This is a genomic window from Pseudomonas orientalis, from assembly GCF_022807995.1.
GTDB classification, from domain to species: Bacteria; Pseudomonadota; Gammaproteobacteria; order Pseudomonadales; family Pseudomonadaceae; genus Aquipseudomonas; species Aquipseudomonas orientalis_B.
In genome coordinates, this window is sequence record NZ_CP094351.1 from 5,131,623 (window position 1) to 5,151,659 (window position 20,037).

At 62.6% G+C, this 20,037-nt stretch carries 14 protein-coding genes; 7 read left to right on the top strand and 7 right to left on the bottom strand.

Going from position 1 to position 20,037, the window contains the following annotated elements:
* The first annotated feature begins 16 nt into the window (after positions 1–16).
* On the top strand, positions 17–4,264 hold the full coding sequence (locus MRY17_RS22970) for a DEAD/DEAH box helicase (RefSeq protein ID WP_243352920.1): 4,248 nt from the start codon (positions 17–19) through the stop codon (positions 4,262–4,264).
* A gap of 107 nt (positions 4,265–4,371) precedes the next feature.
* On the opposite strand, the gene MRY17_RS22975 is transcribed toward MRY17_RS22970, so the two are convergent.
* Positions 4,372–6,453 carry a mechanosensitive ion channel family protein gene (locus MRY17_RS22975; RefSeq protein WP_243352921.1) on the bottom strand — a complete coding sequence of 694 codons (2,082 nt, stop codon included), beginning with the start codon at positions 6,451–6,453 and terminating at the stop codon, positions 4,372–4,374.
* Positions 6,454–6,633: 180 nt separating this feature from the next.
* Here MRY17_RS22975 and MRY17_RS22980 point away from each other — a divergent pair, with 180 nt between their 5' ends.
* Genes MRY17_RS22980 through MRY17_RS22995 form a run of 4 tightly spaced genes read left to right on the top strand, consistent with a single transcriptional unit; the run spans position 6,634 to position 10,538 of the window.
* Positions 6,634–7,560 (top strand): DUF72 domain-containing protein, encoded by a 927-nt coding sequence (locus MRY17_RS22980; RefSeq protein WP_181283555.1) that lies wholly within the window; start codon positions 6,634–6,636, stop codon positions 7,558–7,560.
* The gene (locus tag MRY17_RS22985) at positions 7,557–8,333 is read left to right on the top strand and encodes an endonuclease/exonuclease/phosphatase family protein (RefSeq protein WP_243352922.1); all 777 of its coding nucleotides are present in this window, start codon (positions 7,557–7,559) and stop codon (positions 8,331–8,333) included. Before MRY17_RS22980 ends, MRY17_RS22985 begins: the two co-directional genes overlap by 4 nt.
* Complete coding sequence (gene clsB / locus MRY17_RS22990; RefSeq protein ID WP_191953577.1) at positions 8,330–9,592, top strand: cardiolipin synthase ClsB; 1,263 nt, start codon at positions 8,330–8,332, stop codon at positions 9,590–9,592. The genes MRY17_RS22985 and clsB overlap by 4 nt, the downstream gene beginning before the upstream one ends.
* Positions 9,582–10,538 (top strand): lysylphosphatidylglycerol synthase domain-containing protein, encoded by a 957-nt coding sequence (locus tag MRY17_RS22995; RefSeq protein ID WP_181283558.1) that lies wholly within the window; start codon positions 9,582–9,584, stop codon positions 10,536–10,538. Before clsB ends, MRY17_RS22995 begins: the two co-directional genes overlap by 11 nt.
* A 3-nt stretch (positions 10,539–10,541) precedes the next feature.
* Here the strand turns inward: MRY17_RS22995 and MRY17_RS23000 are convergent, their stop codons facing one another.
* From MRY17_RS23000 to MRY17_RS23010, 3 genes are all read right to left on the bottom strand, one after another.
* Positions 10,542–11,297, bottom strand: a complete 756-nt coding sequence (locus MRY17_RS23000; protein ID WP_181283559.1) for an alpha/beta hydrolase family protein — start codon at positions 11,295–11,297, stop codon at positions 10,542–10,544.
* Complete coding sequence (locus MRY17_RS23005; RefSeq protein WP_243352923.1) at positions 11,287–12,396, bottom strand: DUF3182 family protein; 1,110 nt, start codon at positions 12,394–12,396, stop codon at positions 11,287–11,289. Before MRY17_RS23005 ends, MRY17_RS23000 begins: the two co-directional genes overlap by 11 nt.
* A 170-nt stretch (positions 12,397–12,566) precedes the next feature.
* Entirely contained in the window at positions 12,567–13,526 is a 960-nt protein-coding gene (locus MRY17_RS23010) for a GlxA family transcriptional regulator (protein WP_243352924.1), read from the bottom strand.
* A gap of 94 nt (positions 13,527–13,620) precedes the next feature.
* On the opposite strand from MRY17_RS23010, the gene MRY17_RS23015 reads away from it, so the two are divergent.
* Positions 13,621–14,181 carry a cysteine hydrolase family protein gene (locus MRY17_RS23015; RefSeq protein ID WP_243352925.1) on the top strand — a complete coding sequence of 187 codons (561 nt, stop codon included), beginning with the start codon at positions 13,621–13,623 and terminating at the stop codon, positions 14,179–14,181.
* A 16-nt stretch (positions 14,182–14,197) separates the two neighbouring features.
* Here MRY17_RS23015 and tam read toward each other — a convergent pair whose 3' ends face one another.
* The 3 genes from tam to MRY17_RS23030 form a co-directional block, all read right to left on the bottom strand.
* Entirely contained in the window at positions 14,198–14,959 is a 762-nt protein-coding gene (gene tam / locus MRY17_RS23020) for a trans-aconitate 2-methyltransferase (protein ID WP_243352926.1), read from the bottom strand.
* A 94-nt stretch (positions 14,960–15,053) separates the two neighbouring features.
* A complete protein-coding gene (locus MRY17_RS23025; protein WP_003232445.1) occupies positions 15,054–15,569 on the bottom strand; it encodes a single-stranded DNA-binding protein in 516 nt (171 codons plus the stop codon).
* A 9-nt stretch (positions 15,570–15,578) separates the two neighbouring features.
* Entirely contained in the window at positions 15,579–16,973 is a 1,395-nt protein-coding gene (locus MRY17_RS23030) for an MFS transporter (protein WP_124360018.1), read from the bottom strand.
* A 178-nt stretch (positions 16,974–17,151) separates the two neighbouring features.
* Here MRY17_RS23030 and uvrA point away from each other — a divergent pair, with 178 nt between their 5' ends.
* A complete protein-coding gene (gene uvrA / locus MRY17_RS23035; RefSeq protein WP_191953582.1) occupies positions 17,152–19,986 on the top strand; it encodes an excinuclease ABC subunit UvrA in 2,835 nt (944 codons plus the stop codon).
* Positions 19,987–20,037 lie beyond the last annotated feature (51 nt).

Genomic DNA, 20,037 nt, shown 5'->3' on the forward strand with positions numbered 1-20,037 from the left:
GGGTATCAATCACTACATGAACCTTCCCGACTCAACAGACAAGGCACTGGACGGCTTCCACCCCGCCGTCAGTACCTGGTTTCGCAGTACTTTCCCCTCGGTGACCGGCGCGCAGGCCCGGGCGTGGCCGCTGATCCGTCAGCGCCGTTCGACGCTGATCGCCGCGCCGACCGGTTCGGGCAAGACCCTGACCGCCTTTCTCGCGGTGTTGGACGACCTGGTCCACCAAGGGCTGGTCAACGGCGGCCAGCTGCCCGATGAAACCCTGGTGGTCTATGTTTCGCCGCTCAAGGCGCTGTCCAACGATATTCAGCTCAACCTGCAAAACCCGCTGGCCGGCATCACCGAGCATCTTGAAAAACAAGGCCTGCCGCCGCTGGTGATCCGCACCGCAGTGCGCACCGGTGACACCCCGCAAAAAGACCGTGCGCAGATGCGCAAGCGCGCGCCGCATATTCTGGTCACCACCCCGGAATCGCTGTATGTGCTGCTCGGCTCGGACTCGGGCAGGCAGATGCTCGCCAGCACGCGCACGGTGATCGTCGATGAAATCCACGCGATTGCCGCCGGCAAGCGCGGCAGCCACCTGGCGTTAAGCCTGGAGCGCCTGCAGGCCCTGTGCGCCGAGCCGCTGACGCGCATCGGCCTGTCGGCCACGCAAAAGCCCATCGACGCGGTGTCGCGCTTTTTGGTCGGCACCGGCCGCGAGTGCGCCATCGTCGACATCGGCCACGCCCGCCCGCGTGATCTGGCTATCGAAGTGCCGCCGGTGCCGCTCTCGGCGGTGATGGCCAATGACGTGTGGGAACTGGTCTATAACCGCCTCGCCGAGCTGGCGCGCGAACACCGCACCACGCTGATATTCGTGAACACCCGGCGCCTGGCCGAACGTTTGGCGCGGCATCTGAGCGAGCGCCTGGGCAAGACGGCGGTGGCCGCCCACCACGGCAGCCTGGCCAAGGAGATGCGCCTGGACGCCGAGCAACGCCTCAAGGCCGGTGAGCTGCAAGTGCTGATCGCCACCGCGTCGCTGGAGCTGGGAATCGATATCGGCGATGTGGACCTGGTCTGCCAGATCAGCTCGCCCGGCTCGATCAACGGGTTTCTGCAACGGGTCGGCCGCTCCGGGCACCAGGTCGGCGGCACGCCCAAGGGCCGGCTGTTTGCCACCACCCGCGACGACCTGATCGAGTGCGCCGCCCTCCTCGACTGCGTGCGCCGTGGCGAGCTCGACACCTTGCACATCCCCGTGGCGCCGCTGGACGTGCTGGCCCAGCAGATCATCGCCGAGGTCAGCGCCCGCGAGTGGTCCGAAGCGGCCCTGCTGACGCTTATCCGTCGTGCCGCGCCGTATGCCGCGCTGGACGAGCGCCATTACCAGGCGCTGCTGCACATGCTCGCCGACGGCTACAATGGTCGCCAGGGTATCCGCAGCGCTTATCTGCACCGCGACGCGGTCACTCATACCCTGCGCGGCCGCCGTGGTGCCCGGCTCACCGCCGTGACCAGCGGCGGCACCATCCCCGACAACGCCGACTACAGCGTGTTGCTCGAGCCCCAGAGCCTGAACATCGGCAGCGTCAACGAAGACTTTGCGGTGGAGAGCATCGCCGGCGATATTTTCCAGCTGGGCAATACGTCCTACCGCATACTGCGGGTGGAAGCCGGCAAGGTGCGCGTCGAGGACGCCCACGGCCAGCCGCCGACCATTCCGTTCTGGCTGGGCGAAGCGCCAGGGCGCAGCAACGAGTTGTCGGCGGCAGTGGCCCGTTTGCAGGGGCAGTTGGACCAGTTGCTCAGCGCCAGCCCGGGCGATCTGCAACCGGCGCAGACATGGCTCACCGACACCCTCGGTCTGAACCGCGCCAGCGCCGAACAACTGCTGGATTACCTGGCCCGCGCGCGCTTGGCCCTCAGCGCCTTGCCGTCCCGGGACACCTTGATCATGGAGCGGTTTTTCGACGAGTCCGGCGGCACCCAGTTGATCATCCACACGCCCTTTGGCAGCCGCATCAACCGCGCCTGGGGCCTGGCCCTGCGCAAACGCTTTTGCCGCACCTTCAACTTCGAGCTGCAAGCGGCGGCCAGCGAAAATGCGATTGTGCTGTCGCTGTCCACCAGCCACAGCTTTGCGCTGGATGACGTGTGGCGCTACCTCAACAGCAATAGCGCCGAACACCTGTTGATCCAGGCGGTGCTGGATGCGCCGTTGTTCGGCGTGCGCTGGCGCTGGAACGCCGGCGTGGCCCTGGCATTGCCGCGCTATACCGGCGGGCGCAAGGTGGCGCCGCAGATCCAGCGCATGAAAAGCGAAGACCTGATCGCCAGTGTGTTTCCCGACCAGATTGCCTGCCTGGAAAACCTCGCCGGCGAACGCGAAGTGCCCGACCATCCGCTGGTGGAACAAACCCTCGATGACTGCCTGCACGAAGCCATGGACAGCGAGGGCTGGCTGGCCCTGTTGCGGCGCATGGAAGCGGGCGACGTGCGCATGGTCAGCCGTGACCTGCCCGCGCCCTCGCCGATGGCCGCCGAGATTCTCAGCGCGCGCCCCTACACCTTTCTCGACGACGCGCCGCTGGAGGAACGCCGCACCCAGGCCGTGCTCAACCGCCGCTGGAGCGACCCGCAAAGCACCGACGACCTCGGCGCACTGGATGCCGAGGCGATTGCCGGCGTATGCGAGGAAGCCTGGCCGGCGCCCCAGGGGCCGGATGAAATGCACGAAGCGCTGATGAGCCTGGCCTGTGTTGCAGAGCAGGAGGTCACGCCGCAGTGGGCCGAATGGCTGCAGGCGCTGAACAAAGCCGGACGCGCTTATCCACTGCCCAACGGCCTGTGGGTAGCCGTGGAACGCTTGAGTTGCCTGCAGGCGATCTACTCGCACAACCTGCCGTTGCTGCCCGGTTTCGACGCGCCGTGGACATTCGATGAGGCCTTGGTGGAGGTACTGCGTGCGCGCCTGGGCGGTTTCGGCCCATTGACGCTGCCCGAGATTGCCGCGCCCCTGGCCCTGCCGCCCGCCACCGTGGCCCAGGGATTGGCGCGGCTGGAGCAGGAAGGCTACGTGTTGCGCGGCCACTTCAGCCCGGGCTGTAATGATGAGCAATGGTGCGAACGGCATCTGCTGGCGCGTATTCATCGCTATACGGTCAAGCGCCTGCGCCGGGAAATCGAACCGGTCGCGCTGCAGGATTTCATGCGCTTTCTGTTTGACTGGCAGCACTTGTCCGACAGCACGCGCGGCCAGGGCAGCGCGGTATTGCCGCAGATAGTCGCCCAGTTCGAAGGCTATGCCGCCGCCACCTCGGCCTGGGACAGTGACCTGCTCAGTGCGCGTATCAAGGATTACGCCTCGACCTGGCTCGACGACCTGTGCCGCAGCGGCAAGCTGGTGTGGACGCGCCTGAGCCACAAGGCTGGCGCCATGGCCTTGCGCAGCACGCCAATCGTGCTGTTGCCGCGCAGCCAGGTGCCGTTGTGGAGCGGGCTGACCGAACAGACCGACAGCACGACGCTGTCGCCCAAGGCGCAGAAAGTCCATTTGGCCCTGCGCGAACAGGGCGCGCTGTTTTTCGATGAGCTGGTGCATGAAGCCCATCTGCTGCGCAGCGAGCTGGAAACCGCGCTGCAGGAGTTGGTCGGCGCGGGGTTGGTGAATGCCGACAGCTTCGCTGGACTGCGCGCCCTGACCACGCCCGCCAGCAAACGCCAGGCGCGCAGCAGCCGGCGTGGACGCGGCGCCTTCATCGGCGGCATGGACGATGCCGGGCGCTGGGCGTTGATTCGCCGCGCGCCGGGCGAGCCCGGTGCGCATTCGGCCGAGACGCTGGAGCATGTGGCAATGACCCTGCTGCGCCGCTATGGGGTGGTGTTCTGGCGCTTGCTGGAGCGCGAGGCGGACTGGTTGCCGAGCTGGCGGGAATTGCTGCGCACCTACCACCGCCTGGAAGCGCGGGGCGAGATTCGCGGCGGGCGGTTTGTCAGTGGCCTGGCGGGGGAACAATTTGCACTGCCCGAGGCGATCCCGTTGCTGCGTGAAGTGCGACGCCGGCCCCATGACGCAAGCTTGGTCGCGGTGTGCGGGGCTGACCCGCTGAACCTGGTCGGCACACTGCTACCGGGAAGCAAAGTGCCGGCGGTGAGTGGCAATCGGATTGTGTACCGGGATGGGGTGCCGGCGGGGGTGATGGTGGGGGGTAAGCAGCAGGTGTTGCTGGAGGTGGATCAGCAGGCGATTCAGGAGAAGTTGCTCAGGCGGTGAGTTTGAGGGCCTCATCGGGGGCAAGCCCCCTCCCACACTGGATTTGTGAACACCGTTCAAATGTGGGAGGGGGCTTGCCCCCGATGGCGCCGGCTCAGCCGCCACAATCACTCGGCACGCGGCTGCTCGGTCATCTCCACCTCATGCTCCTGCCCCACCCGCTTGGGCAACAACACCTGCTGTGGATAAGTCTGCGCGAAATGCACCTCATCGCAGTTATCCACAAGCTTCTTCAAGCGCTGGTTGAACGCGCGGCTCACCGCATATTGCCCACCCGACACAGTACGGAACTGCGCCGTCAGCACCACGCCGTTAAGGTCCATCTTGTCGACGCCAAACACCTCCAGCGGCCCTTGCAGGTTGTACTTGAGGAACACGTCGTCGCGGATCGACTGCCCGGCCTCGCGGATCAGCTCCACGGCTTTGTCCACATCGGTGTCGTAAGTGAACTGCACCGAGAAGAACGCATACGCGAACTGGCGCGACTGGTTGGTGACCGCCTTGATCTGCCCGAACGGCACCGAATGCACGAAGCCCTTGCCGTCGCGCAGGCGCAGGGTACGGATGGTCAGGCCCTCGACGGTACCGGCATGCCCGGAGTCGAGCACCACCCAGTCGCCGATCGACAGGGTGTCTTCGATAATGATGAACAGGCCGGTGATCACGTCCTGCACCAGTTGCTGCGAGCCGAAACCGATGGCCAGGCCGACCACACCGGCACCCGCCAGCAACGGCGCGACGTTGATGCCCAGGTTGGCCATGGTAGTGATCGCACAAATCACCACCAGGATGATTTTCACCGCGTTGCGCAACAACGGCAGAATGGTTTTCACCCGGGTACTGGGCTGGCGGCTGGAGCGCTTGTTGACAGGCGGTTTCAAGGCTTCCTGGATCGCCGTATCGAGCACCACCCAGAACAACCAGGTCATCAGCAGGATCAGGCCAATACTGCTCAGGGAATCGCTGATCGCCCGGCCCACCGAGTTGCGCTGGGCAAACTCGAACAACGACACGCCCCAGATACGCCCGAGCACTTCGATAAAGGCGACCGCCATGACGATGCGCAACACCGCATGCAACAGGCTGAGGAAGCGCTCCTTGTAGGCGCTGCTGCGCTGGATCGCCACCTGGCTGCGGGACTTGAACAGGTGTTGCAGCACCGTGCTGAGGAACACCGTGCCGATCAGCAAAATGGTGGTAAACAAGGCACAGCGCAGGGCTTTTTGATTATCGTCGCCGGCACCGATCAGGTTGATTGCCGAGACCAGCACCATCAGCAGGATCGGCCAGTACCAGAGCCCGGAAAATACCCGCAATGATTGCTGCAATGCCGGATGCTTGAGACGCTGGGCCAGCGGCCGATTGCGAATCAGATGCGCCACGGGACGGCGCAGACGCACCACCAGCACACCGAAGATCACCGTGGCGAACAGGCCAGTGAACACCGCGATACTGCTGGTGATATTGCCGCCAAGCTGGCGGGCGATCTGCGGACTGGTCAGCGCGTCGCTGAGGGCCGCCAAGAAGCCGATCAGGAACAGCGGTTTTGGACAGTAGTTGCGGATCAACCGCACCGCCGGGCGTTTGTGGCCCAGGTTGAACATGACAATGACGCACAGCAGCATCGAGGTGGAAAAGATGCCGCTACTGGTGGCGTAGGCAAAACACAGCGCCAGCGCCCGGCCCACGGAGGTGGCTAAAAAGTGGCTGACATACAGCGTCAACGGCAGGCAGATAACGGCGGGGACGGTGTAGGGCACCACATACCCGAGCACCGCCAGCAGACGCTCCCGGCGCTGGAAAAAACCACGCTGCCCCAAGCGCCGCACGACAACGCGGCCTACCAGCGTCAGCACGGCAAACGCGCCGATCCACACGGCGGACAGCAACAGGAAATCCCCGGCCACGCTCCATGGCGAGCGCGCAGCGGTCTGGTCGACCAGACGCCCGACTTCGTTCGCGGCCCGGTCGGCCCGCAGCCGCCACTCGTCAATGAAGTTCTGGTTGAGGTCCAGCTTCTGCTGCACATCATCGATGCTGGAGCTGATCGCCCCAAGCAGGCCGCCCTCCACCAGCAATTCCGGCTTGGCCGGGGCTTCGGGTTCAGGCGCGGTGGCCGCGGCCTGCAGTGCGCCGTTGCCGCACAACAGCAACGCGCCGAGCAGTAATGCAGTCTTTAAATTCAGCAAAACACCGGGCTCCTTCAGGGGGTCTGTAAGGAACTGACGGGTTTGAGCCGTGATCGTTCCCCTGATTCGCCCGGCCCACTCCCCACCTTCTACCGCCTGTAGGAATGTGGAAACTTTCGGCCAAATATCGCAGTCATCCCAAAACGCGGGTCAATCGACTCTATATCAACGGGAGTAAGCATGGCGGCGATTCACATCGGCATTTCCGGCTGGCGCTACACGCCCTGGCGGGGCGATTTCTACCCCGAAGGCCTGACCCAGAAACGCGAGTTGCAGTTTGCGTCACGCGCCGTCAGCGCTATCGAAATCAACGGTTCGTTCTACGCGCTGCAAACTCCCAAGCGCTATGCAGAGTGGTACGCCGACACGCCCGAAGGGTTCATGTTCAGCGTCAAGGCCCCGCGCTATATCACCCACATCCTGCGCCTGCGCGATGTGCACAAGCCCATGGCGAATTTTTTCGCGTCGGGGGTACTGGAGCTCAAAGACAAGCTTGGGCCGATCCTCTGGCAGTTCCCGCCCAGCTTCAAGTTCGACCCGCCCCTGTTCGAAGCCTTCCTTGCCGAACTGCCCACCACCACCTTGCAGGCCGCCGCCCTCGCCCATCAGCATGAACCACGCCTGAACGGCAAGGCGAGCATGAAGGCCTACGGCAAGCAGCCGTTGCGCCATGCGGTGGAAATTCGCCACCAGAGCTTTGCGGTGCCTGAGTTTGTGCAGTTGCTGGACAAGTATGGCGTGGCCCTGGTGGTGGCGGACACCGCCGGCAAGTGGCCGTATGCCGAAGACGTCACCGCCAACTTCATGTACCTGCGCCTGCATGGCGACAAGCAGTTGTACGCCAGTGGCTATACCGACGAAGCCCTCAAGCGTTGGGGCGACCGCATCGAGCGCTGGCGTCACGGCAAGCAGCCTGCGGATGCGCATTTGATCGACCCGCAACACAAGCCACGCGCGCGCAAACAGCGCGACGTGTTCTGCTTTTTCGATAACGACATCAAGGTGCGCGCGCCTTTTGATGCCCGTCAATTGTTGCAGCGCTTCGGTCTGGACAAGCACTTGGCGACAGCGCCGGGGCAATTGCCGGAACCTGGAGTGCTGCCATGACACAGCCGGAGTTGATTCCTATCACACCTACCGCATCCATTACTCGCTTCACCGTGCTGACGGTCAATATCCACAAGGGTTTTACCGCCTTGAACCGGCGTTTCATTCTGCCCGAGCTGCGCGAAGCCGTGCGCAGCGTCGGCGCCGACATGGTGTTCCTGCAGGAAATCCACGGCACCCACGAGCAGCATCCACAGCGCTACAGCGACTGGCCGAAGATGCCGCAGTACGAGTTCCTGGCCGACAGCATCTGGCCGCAGTTCGCCTACGGGCGCAACGCGGTCTACCCCCATGGCGACCACGGCAACGCGTTGCTGTCGAAATTCCAGATCGTGCGTCACGACAACCTCGACATCTCCCAGAGCGGCCACGAAAACCGCGGCCTGCTGCATTGCGTGCTGCGCTTGCCGGGCAGCGGGCAGGAGATGCATGCGATCTGCATCCACCTGGGCCTGCGTGAAGTGCATCGACAGCAGCAACTGCGCTTGCTGGAGCAGCGCATCAGCGAGATTCCGGCCGACGCGCCGGTGGTGGTCGCCGGCGATTTCAACGATTGGCGCCAGCGCGCCGACCTCAGCCAAAGCGGCCTGGAAGAAGTCTTCGTGCAGACCCAGGGCAAACCTGCGCGCACCTTTCCCGCGCGCCTGCCGTTGTTGGCGCTGGATCGCATCTACGTGCGCAATCTGAAGGTGCATAACCCCCGTGTGCTGACCACGCGTCCCTGGTCCCATTTGTCTGACCATGTGCCGCTGTCGGTGGAGATTGAGTTATGAACGTCGCTGTAGAACATATCGCCACCGACCAGCCACCGGACGATGCCAAGGCGCGTGACCTCGATTACGGCTGGCAGAGCGGCAACCGCATCGACTTGCTGGAAAATGGCGAGGCTTACTTTCCCAGGGTGTTCGAGGCCATGCGCGAGGCGCAGCGCGAGATTCTGCTGGAGACGTTTATCCTCTTCGAAGACAAGGTCGGTTTTGAACTAAAAGCTATTCTGATCGAAGCCGCGCAGCGCGGGGTGAAAGTGGTGGCCAGCCTGGATGGCTTTGGTTGCGGCGAACTGAGCCCAACATTTTTGCGCGAGCTGGCCGAAGCCGGGGTGGCGGTGCAGATGTTCGATCCGGCCTCGAAGACGCTGGGCATCCGCACCAACTGGTTCCGGCGCCTGCACCGCAAGATCGTGGTGGTGGATGCCAGCGTGGCGTTCATCGGCGGTATCAACTTTTCCGCCGACCATCTGGGCGACTTCGGCCCTGAAGCCAAACAGGATTATGCGGTGCAAATCGTGGGCCCGGCGGTGGCTGACCTGCACCACTTCGCCCTGGCGCAAAGTGGTCGTCAGGTGCGCACCCGGCGTGGATGGCGGCGGCGTCAGCAACGCCCTACGCCATGGGCAACGTCTGACGGGGACGGCCTGGTACGCCTGATTTATCGCGACAACGTGCAGCATCGCGATGACATCGAGGAAGCCTACATCCACGCGTTGAGCAAAGCCCGTACGCGCGCCGTGATCGCCAATGCGTATTTCTTCCCCGGTTACCGCCTGCTGCGGGAAATCCGCAATGCCGCACGCCGTGGCGTGCACGTGCAATTGATCATGCAGGGCCAGCCGGATGTGCTGCTGGCCAAGCTGGCGGCGCGCATGCTGTATGACTATCTGCTCAAGGACGGCGTGGTCATTCACGAGTACTGCCAGCGCCCGCTGCACGGCAAGGTCGCGTTGGTAGACGAGGACTGGAGCACCGTAGGGTCAAGCAACCTGGACCCGTTGAGCCTGGCATTGAACCTTGAAGCCAATGTGCTGATCCGCGATCGGGCATTCAATCAGCAGTTGTACGAAAGCCTGGAAGCGCTCGCCAGGGACCATTGCCAGACCATGCCGGCAAAACGCAAACCGCGCCTGTGGTTGTGGCGCCTGACCGTAGGCTTCCTGGTATTTCATGTGATGCGTCACTTCCCCGCCCTCACCGGCTGGCTGCCGGCACACAAGCCGCGTTTGAAACCCATTGAGAGTCCGGCCCATGACGTCTGAAAAAAAAGCCTCCCGGTTCCAGCGCTGGAAGAAGCCCCTGACCGTTGCGTTCTTTCTGCTGCTGATCGTGTTGTTCACCTTGCTTGCCCGGCGCATCGACTGGAGCGAAGTGCTGCAGACGTTGAGCGAGTTCAAGGTGCGCACCCTGCTGATCGCCGCAGCGCTGACGGTGTGCAGCTTTATCGTGTATGCCTGCTTCGACCTGATCGGCCGTACCTACATTCGCCAGCCCTTGCGCTGGAAGCAGATCCTGCCGGTGGGCATCATCAGCTACGCGTTCAACCTCAACCTGAGCGCGTGGGTGGGCGGCATCGCCATGCGTTATCGCCTGTACTCGCGACTGGGCGTGAGCACCGGCAATATCGCCAAGATCCTGGGGTTGAGCCTGGCAACCAATTGGTTCGGCTATATGGCGATCTCGGGCGTGATTTTCAGCAGCGGCCTGGTCACCATGCCGCCGGGCTGGAAAGTCAGCACCACGGCATTGCAAGGCATCGGCGCGCTGCTCGTGCTGGCCAGCCTGGGCTATCTGGTCGCCTGTCAATTTTCCAAAAAGCGTGCGTGGACCATTCGAGGCATGGAGATCAACCTGCCGTCGCTGCGCATGGCGTGCCTGCAATTGCTGTTGGGCGCGTTGAACTGGTCGTTGATGGCGGCGGTGATTTTCACGCTGTTGCCGGCGAAACTGGATTATCCGCTGGTGCTCGGGGTGCTGTTGATCAGCGCGATTGCCGGGGTGCTCACGCATATCCCAGCAGGCCTTGGCGTGCTGGAAGCGGTGTTTATCGGGCTGTTGCAGCATGAGGTGTCACGCGGGAGCTTGCTGGCGGGGTTGATTGCCTATCGGGCGATCTATTTCATTTGCCCGTTGTTGATCGCGCTGGTGATGTACTTGGGCGTAGAGGCGAAGGCCAAGGCATTGCGGGTGAAGAAGACACCCGCTTAGCGCTTAACGGGACTGAATGATGCTCAGCCGTTCACCCACCACCATCTCGGTGATCCAGTCCACCAGGATCGAGGTGTAGGCCTGCTGCGACACCGGATCGCTCAATGAATGGTCGGCGCCGTCGATGATGCGGTGGGTCAGGGAATGGGTGTGCTGGCAGGCCGCGCGGTAGCTCATGATGGTGGCATGCGGCACGTGGTCGTCGGTCTCCGACTCGACGATCAGCACATCGCCGGTGAATTTTGCGCAGGCATGCAGGGCCCGGTTGGTTTCGGCCTGCACCAGCGTACTGCGGTAATCCATCAGGTCGGCCTTATCCAGGTCACGCTTGGGCTTGAGCCATTCCTGATCGCGGTACAGCGCAGGCACCCGCAGCGCCAGCCAGCGCACCGGGCGCAATGAGGTGAGAATCGCCGCCAGATAGCCCCCATAGCTGGTCCCTACTACCGCCACCGCCGAGGTGTCGATGGCCGGGTGGGCCAGCAGTCGGTCGTAGGCGGCCAACAGGTCGCGCAGGTTGTCTTCACGGGTCACGCGCGAGAGCGGGATACCCGTACCGGCATGGCCGCGCAGGTCGAAGGTCAGGCACACGCAACCGAGCCCCGCAATGCCCTTGGCGCGTTCCAGATCGCGCTCCTGGCTGCCGCCCCAGCCGTGCACGAACAGCACGCCCGGGACTTTGGATTTGGGGCTCAGAAAGGTCCCGCTCATTTGTTCGTCATCGATGTCGATTGCAATGCTCTCGCTTCTAGCCGTCATAAGCGTTAACCGTCACATATTTGAGGAGAAAGTCGCTGTTTTCAGCCGGGCCGCGGTACACCTCGATGGCGTCCGCCGGCAACGTTTGGTCCACGTAGGTTTCCACCGAGGCCACCTGAATCGCGCGCAAGCCGGGATGGTTGACGAAGCTTTGCAGCGCCGCGACTTCCGCGCTGCTGGCCCCGCCCATGCGCCAGGACTGTTCAAGCACGCCACTGCGGCGCTGGCCGTCGCTGTCTTGCCCCTGGGCGATGTCGTAGTTGCGTCGCGAAGCGTAGAAGCCGGGGTAGGCTTCATCGGCGGCCTTGTCGAAAACCTGCGCCTGCCTGACGGCTTCGCGTACATCCTCAGGCAGGTCCAGCGTGAGCAGGTCATCGTAGCCGCCGGGCACCACCAGCAGTTTGGAACCGCCGTAGACCTCTTCGCCCTGCCCGTCCCGGGTCAGGTATTGCTCGCCGCAGTAGCTGAAGACGTGATCGCCCATAAAACTCTGACCCACACTGTGAGTGACTACGTCGTGCAGGTCTTGTTCCAGCACCACGCCGTCGTTGAACATTGCGGTGGCTTCGGGACGCACCAGCAAGGCATCGAATTCGTCGAGGCTGCGGATGACTTGTTGCCCGCGGCCCGCGCAGGCGTTTACGGGCTTCAAGCGAATCGGCCCGCTGTAGAGCAACCGGGTAGCGGCTGGTCGTGCGTCTTCCAGTGCAAAGACGCTCAAGCCATCGAGGACTACGTCGCGCACGCGCTCGCAAAACAGCGGCGACCAGCCCTCGGGCGCCTTGGCTTGCGGGCTTAACAGGCCATGAGTGATGGCCTTGGTGCAAATAAACGCGTGATCGACGTAACCACCCCACAGGTCCTGCGGCCCCTGGATATTGAGCGCCCTGGCCTGGTCGGGGCCCACCAGGGTTTGCGTGGGAAGCAGATAAATATCGCGGCCGGCGTGCTTCTGTGGATCATAGCTGCCGCCGAATTTGAGCCCCAGTATCTGCGCCAGCCAGCGCGCCAGGGCACGATTGGTGTCCACTTCATGCTGGGGTGCGCCGCTGCGCGTTGAGTGAGAGAGCACCAGTTTTTTACGTGAAATCGGGGTCATGCGTCCCCCTTGGCATCCGGCCATGTGTGTAGCGAAAGCGTAGCAGGGATCAGGCCAAGGTCGCGTTGAAAAGGATCTCTTGAAAATCAATCGGTTGCCGCAAATGCAATAGCAGTTAGCCTGCTCCATTTTGCACGATGGGTGCTAGGACGCGCGGCGTTCTGCACGATTCACACGCCGAAGCGGCTGCGGTAGTCGCTGGGGACAAGGCCTGTGATTTTCTTGAAGGTAGCGCGAAAAGCGCTGGGGTCCTGGTAGCCCACGGTCCAGGCGATGTGATCGATAGTGCCGTTGGTGAGTTCAAGCAGTTGCCGCGCCTTGCCTACGCGCAGGTGCTGACAGTATTCGGTGGGTTTCAAGCCGGTGGCGCTGCGAAAGCGGCGCAGGAAGGTACGTTCTTCCAGGCCCGCCTGCTGCGCCATGGCCGCGATGGACACCTCCACCGCGCCGCTGGCTTGCAGCCAATGCTGAACCTTTAGAATCGCAGCGTCGCCATGCCCGAGTATCGGCGCGAAGTTGCTGGCGCATTGACTGGCGCTGTCACTGTGTTCAATCACCAGAAAACGCGCGGTATCGGCGGCAATGCTCGGCCCCAGCAAACGCTCGACCAGGCGCAGACCCAACTCGGACCAGGCCATCAGCCCGGCGGTGGTGATCAGGTCGCCGTCATCGACGATGGGTGTGTCCGCCTCCAGGCGTACGGCCGGATAGCGGATGGCGAAGCTGGCGGCGGACGACCAGTGGGCGGTGGCGCGACGCCCGTCCAGCAAGCCGCTGCGCGCGAGCATGATCGAACCGATGCACACGCCTGCGAGCACAGTGCCCGCCGCGTGCTGCTGGCGCAGCCATTCGAGCAACGCGGGGGGCGTCTGCTCTTCACTGAAATCGCCCACCGAGGGAGGCACCAGCACCGCAGCCAGGGTCAGGTCGGCGCCAGGCTGGGTATCGAAGACCCGCACAGGCATGCCTTGCTTATCGACCTGCCAATGGCTGACCCGCAACGTCGGCAATTGCGCGGATGGGTGCTCGGCAGCCATGCGATTGGCGACACCAAACAAATCGGTCAAGCCATGCACGGCGGCCAATTGCGCGCCCTGGTAGATCACTATGCCCAGCTCAACCACCGCCATTGTCAGTTTTCCCTCTGTTATTGTCGGTGCAGCCAATGTCCGACGTGCGCGCCAGCTAAGATACTGGGCCCATCAACCTATCGAGGCAACACACATGGCCAAGCAAGCACTCATCCTGATCGATATCCAGAACGACTACTTCCCCCACGGCAAGTGGCCGCTTGATGGCGTGGAGGCCGCTGCGGACAACGCTGCGCAGGTGCTGCAGGCTTTTCGTCAGGCGGGGGATGCGGTGATCCATGTACGTCATGAGTTCGCAGGCGATGATGCGCCATTCTTCACGCCCGGCTCCGAAGGCGCGCACTTGCATGCCAAAGTGCTGAACGAGGGGAACGAGCCGGTGGTGCTCAAGCACTTTGTGAATGCCTTTCGCCAGACCAACCTGCGCGAACTGCTGGAACAGCGCAGCATTACCGACGTGGTCGTGGTCGGCAGCATGAGCCATATGTGCATCGACGCCGTGGTGCGGGCGGCGGCGGATTTGGGCTACAAGGTCACGGTGATCCACGACGCGTGCGCGACCCGCGACCAGGAGTTCAATGGGCAGGTGATTCCTGCCGCGCAAGTGCATGGCGCGTACATGGCCGCGCTGGCCTTCGGTTATGCGGGCGTGGTATCGACGGATGCATATTTGAAAGCCCAAGCGGCGGCTTGACCGCCGCTCGGCGCGGTCAGCGCGTGGCGATGATGAACAGACGCGGGAATGGCAGCAGCACCGTGCCGTCGACCAGGGCTGGATAGGCCTGGGTAATCCGTGCCTGGTAGGCCTGCAGGAAAGCGGCTTTTTCGTCATCGTTCAGTGGCGCCAGGAAAGGCCGCAGGGCTGACGCCTTGAACCACTCCACCACCGCGCCGTGGTCTGCCAACGGGTGGAGGTAGGTGGTACGCCAGACATCGACGGTGCTGCAATGCCGGTTCAGCAGTTCGAAGTAGTAGCTCGCCGAATGCCGTTCGTTGTGCTTGACCGCGCCGATCTTCTCCGCCCATGGCCCCTGCGCTGCGACCTCACGGGCGAGCCGGTGGGCAGGCTCGTCGAGATTGTCCGGCGTCTGTACCGCCAGCGTGCCGCCGGGCGTGAGTTGGTCGACCAGGTGCGGATAGAGCGTGGCGTGGTCAGGCAACCATTGCAGGGACGCGTTGGCGAGAATCACGTCGAACCGCTGCGCCGGACGCCAGGCGCCGATATCCGCCAGTTCGAAGCTCAAGGACGGCAGACGCTTGCGGGCGTCACGCAGCATGTCATCAGAGCTGTCCATGCCGGTAATGTGGGCGTATGGAAAGCGTTCAGCCAACACTTGGGTGGAATTGCCGGGGCCACAGCCCAGATCGACGGCCGTGCCCACATCGGTATTGGGAATCGCCGCGACCAAGTCGCGCACGGGACGCGTGCGTTGCTGTTCGAACATCTTGTACTGCTTGGCGGACCAGCTCATCGGTGGTTCTCCTCTCTTGATGATTAAGCATCGCCCATAAAAAACCCCCGACGCCAGGGCTATCGGGGGTTTTTGGGGGTCTGGGTCTCAGACCTTAGAACGGGATATCGTCATCAAAGCTGTCGAAATCCGGAGCCGGCTGCGGAGCGGCCTGTTGTGGCGCCGGGCGCGACTCACGCTGAGGCTGCTGGCTTGGCTGCGGACGCGATTGCTGTGGACGCGGCGCCGAGTTGGACATGCCGCCCTGGCCCTGTTGGTCGCCCTGTGGACGGCCGCCCAGCAATTGCATGGTGCCTTGCATGTCGACCACGATTTCAGTGGTGTAACGCTTGATGCCGTCTTTTTCCCACTCGCGGGTTTGCAGCTTGCCTTCGATGTAGACCTGCGAACCTTTGCGCAGGTACTCACCGGCGATCTCGGCCACTTTGCCGAACATCGACACGCGGTGCCATTCGGTTTTCTCGACCTTCTGGCCGGTCTGCTTGTCGGTCCACTGTTCGCTGGTCGCCAGACTCAGGTTGGTCACGGCGTTACCGTTAGGCAGGTAGCGAACTTCGGGATCCTGGCCGCATGTACCGACCAATATGACTTTGTTAACCCCACGGGCCATAACGTTCTCCTAGGCTGGGCGCGCTGTCGGCACTGGGTTGACCAGCTGCTCGAGCGTCGCGCGATCCAATAATTCGGTGTCCAATTTGATGTAAATCGCAGTTTCTTCTGCGACCACTACTGCGTCCGTTACTCCAACGACGGCCTTCAGGCGCTCGGCCAGGCCGGCTTCGCGCATCGCTTCAGGCGATAACGGCAGGCGTAGGCTCGTCACATACGGAGGTTCGCGCATGGTAACAGCAAAGACCAGCCAAAGTGCAGCCAGCCCGGCGCATCCGAGGAACACAACCGACAAACCGCCATGCTGGAACATCCAGCCGCCCATGATTCCGCCCAGCGCCGAACCGAGAAACTGGCTGGTGGAATACACGCCCATCGCCGTGCCCTTGCCGCCGGCCGGTGAAACCTTGCTGATCAGCGACGGCAATGACGCCTCCAGCAGGTTGAACGCGGTGAAGAACACCACCGTGCCGATCACCAGCGCGCGCAGGCTGTCGCCGAACTGCCAGAAGAATAGTTCAGTGAGCATCAATGTCGCGACGGCGCCGAGCAGAACTCGTTTCATTTTGCGTTTTTTCTCGCCGTAGATGATGAACGGGATCATGGCGAAGAACGAAATCAACAGGGCGGTCAGGTAGACCCACCAGTGCTGTTCCTTGGGCAAACCGGCTTTTTCCACCAGCGCCAGGGGCAAGGCGACAAAGCTGCACATCAGCATTGCGTGCAACACGAAGATACCTAAATCCAGGCGCAGCAGGTCCGGATGCCTGAGCGTCGGCAACAGCGCCTTGCGCGCGACGCCCGATTCGCGGTGCTGCAGCGTGCCGGTGGAGCGCGGCACCATAAAGGCCACGATCAGGATACCGAACAACGCCATGCCGCCGGTGGCCAGGAACAACCCGTGCAGACCAAAGGCGCGAGTCAGCAGCGGGCCGACCACCATCGCCACGGCAAACGACAAGCCGATGGTCATGCCGATCATGGCCATGGCCTTGGTGCGATGCTGTTCGCGGGTCAGGTCTGACAGCAATGCCATCACCGCAGCGGAAATCGCCCCGGCGCCTTGCAGGATACGCCCGGCGATCACGCCCCAGATCGAATCGGACTGCGCCGCGAGCACACTGCCCAGGGCGAACACGATCAGCCCCAGGTAAATCACCGGGCGACGGCCAATACGGTCGGAAATGATGCCGAACGGAATCTGGAAGATCGCCTGGGTCAGGCCATAGGCGCCAATCGCCAGGCCGATCAGTGCGGGGGTCGCGCCTGCGAGATCCATTCCATAGGTCGCCAGCACCGGCAACACCATAAACATGCCCAGCATACGGAAGGCGAACACCAGGGCCAGACCGCTTGCCGCTCGGGTCTCGCCGCTACTCATGCGTTCGCTGTGGGGATCGTGCATGGAAAAACCTCGTGTGAACCGGCGGCGATTCTACCAGTCCCATCGATTGAGAGGGTATATGCGGCGCTTTGCCGCGCAGCTTTCATGTAAGGCTGCAAGCGGCCTTTTGACAGTGTATATTCATCCAGTCTTTAGCCGTATACTCCGGCATTATTTACGCCCGCCGTGCGAGGCCATCTTGGACAAGATCCTGATTCGTGGGGCTAGAACCCACAACCTGAAGAACATCGACCTGACCCTGCCCCGGGACAAACTGATCGTCATCACCGGCCTGTCCGGTTCGGGCAAATCGTCCCTGGCGTTCGACACGCTGTATGCCGAAGGCCAGCGGCGCTATGTGGAATCGTTGTCGGCCTATGCCCGGCAGTTCCTGTCCATGATGGAAAAGCCCGACGTCGACACCATCGAAGGTTTGTCGCCGGCCATTTCCATCGAGCAGAAATCGACGTCCCATAACCCGCGCTCCACCGTGGGCACCATTACCGAAATCTACGACTACCTGCGTCTGCTGTATGCACGCGTGGGTATTCCGCGCTGCCCGGACCACGATATTCCCCTGGAAGCCCAGACTGTCAGCCAGATGGTCGACCTGGTGCTGGCCCAGCCGGAAGGCGCCAAGTTGATGCTGCTGGCACCGGTGATTCGCGAGCGCAAGGGGGAACATCTTTCCGTCTTCGAAGAGCTGCGTGCCCAAGGTTTCGTCCGCGCCCGCATCAACGGCAAGCTTTATGAGCTGGATGAAGCGCCCAAGCTCGACAAGCAGAAAAAGCATTCCATCGATGTGGTGGTTGACCGTTTCAAGGTGCGCGCCGACCTGCAGCAGCGCCTGGCGGAATCCTTCGAGACCGCATTGAAGCTGGCCGACGGTATTGCCCTGGTCGCGCCGATGGACGACGAGCCGGGCGAAGAGATCATCTTCTCCGCGCGCTTTGCCTGCCCGATCTGCGGCCATGCCATCAGCGAGCTGGAACCCAAGCTGTTTTCCTTCAACAACCCGGCCGGCGCCTGCCCGACCTGTGACGGCCTGGGCGTCAAGCAGTTCTTCGACATCAAACGCCTGGTCAACGGCGACCTGACGCTGGCGGAGGGGGCGATTCGTGGCTGGGACAGACGCAACGTCTATTACTTCCAGATGCTGGGGTCGTTGGCATCGCACTACAAGTTCAGCCTCGAAGTGCCGTTCAACCAACTGCCGGCGGACCAGCAGAAGGTCATCCTCAACGGCAGCGGTTCGCAGAACGTCGACTTCAAGTACCTGAACGACCGTGGCGATATCGTCAAGCGCTCCCACCCGTTCGAAGGCATCGTGCCGAACCTTGAGCGCCGCTACCGCGAGACCGAATCGGCCAGCGTGCGTGAAGAGCTGGCGAAATTCCTCAGCACCCAGCCTTGCCCGGATTGCCGCGGCACACGCCTGCGTCGCGAGGCGCGGCATGTGTGGGTGGGCGAAAAGACATTGCCGGCGGTGACCAACCTGCCGATCGGCGATGCCTGTGAGTATTTTGGTGTACTCAAGCTGACCGGTCGTCGTGGGGAAATTGCCGACAAGATCCTCAAGGAGATCCGCGAGCGGTTGCAGTTCCTGGTCAACGTTGGCCTGGATTACCTGTCGCTGGATCGCAGTGCCGACACCTTGTCGGGCGGCGAGGCCCAGCGGATTCGCCTGGCCAGCCAAATCGGCGCCGGCCTTGTGGGTGTGTTGTATATCCTCGATGAACCGTCGATCGGTTTGCACCAGCGAGACAACGATCGCCTGCTGGGTACGTTGAAACATCTGCGGGATATCGGCAACACGGTGATTGTGGTCGAGCACGATGAGGACGCGATTCGCCTGGCGGATTACGTCGTCGATATCGGCCCTGGCGCGGGCGTGCATGGCGGACATATTGTCGCCGAGGGCACGCCTGCCGAAGTCATGGCGCATCCGGACTCGCTGACCGGCAAGTACCTGTCGGGCCGCGTGAAAATTGCGGTGCCGGCCAAGCGCACGCCGCGCAACAAGAAGATGGCGTTGCACCTCAAGGGTGCGCGCGGCAACAACCTGCGCAATGTGGATCTGGAAATCCCCCTGGGCCTGCTGACCTGTGTGACCGGGGTTTCCGGCTCGGGCAAATCGACACTGATCAACAACACGCTGTTCCCGCTCAGTGCCACCGCCCTGAACGGCGCCACCACTCTGGAAGCAGCGGGCCACGACAGCATCAAAGGCCTGGAGCATCTGGACAAGGTGGTCGACATCGACCAGAGCCCGATTGGCCGTACGCCGCGTTCCAACCCGGCAACCTACACCGGGCTATTCACGCCGATTCGCGAGTTGTTCGCCGGTGTTCCGGAATCGCGTTCACGCGGCTACGGGCCAGGCCGTTTCTCGTTCAACGTCAAGGGCGGTCGCTGTGAAGCCTGCCAGGGCGATGGCTTGATCAAGGTCGAGATGCACTTCCTGCCGGATATCTACGTGCCGTGCGATGTGTGCAAGAGCAAGCGCTATAACCGCGAAACCCTGGAAATCAAATACAAGGGCAAGAACATCCACGAAACCCTGGAGATGACCATCGAGGAAGCTCGGGTGTTCTTCGATGCGGTTCCGGCGTTGGCGCGCAAGCTGCAGACGTTGATGGATGTCGGCCTGTCTTATATCAAGCTGGGGCAGTCGGCGACCACGCTGTCGGGTGGTGAAGCGCAGCGGGTGAAGTTGTCGCGTGAGTTGTCCAAACGGGATACAGGCAAAACCCTGTATATCCTTGATGAGCCAACCACTGGCCTGCACTTTGCCGATATTCAGCAACTGCTGGACGTACTGCATCGCTTGCGCGATCACGGTAATACGGTGGTGGTGATTGAACACAACCTGGACGTAATCAAGACCGCCGACTGGTTGGTGGACCTGGGGCCGGAAGGCGGTTCCAAGGGCGGCCAGATCATCGCGGTGGGCACACCGGAGCAGGTTTCCGAAATGCCGCAGTCGCACACCGGTTACTACTTGAAGCCGTTGCTGGAGCGCGACCGAGCCTGACTTTTCCGGGCCCAATGAAAAGCCCCTGTCACTTTGCGGTGACAGGGGCTT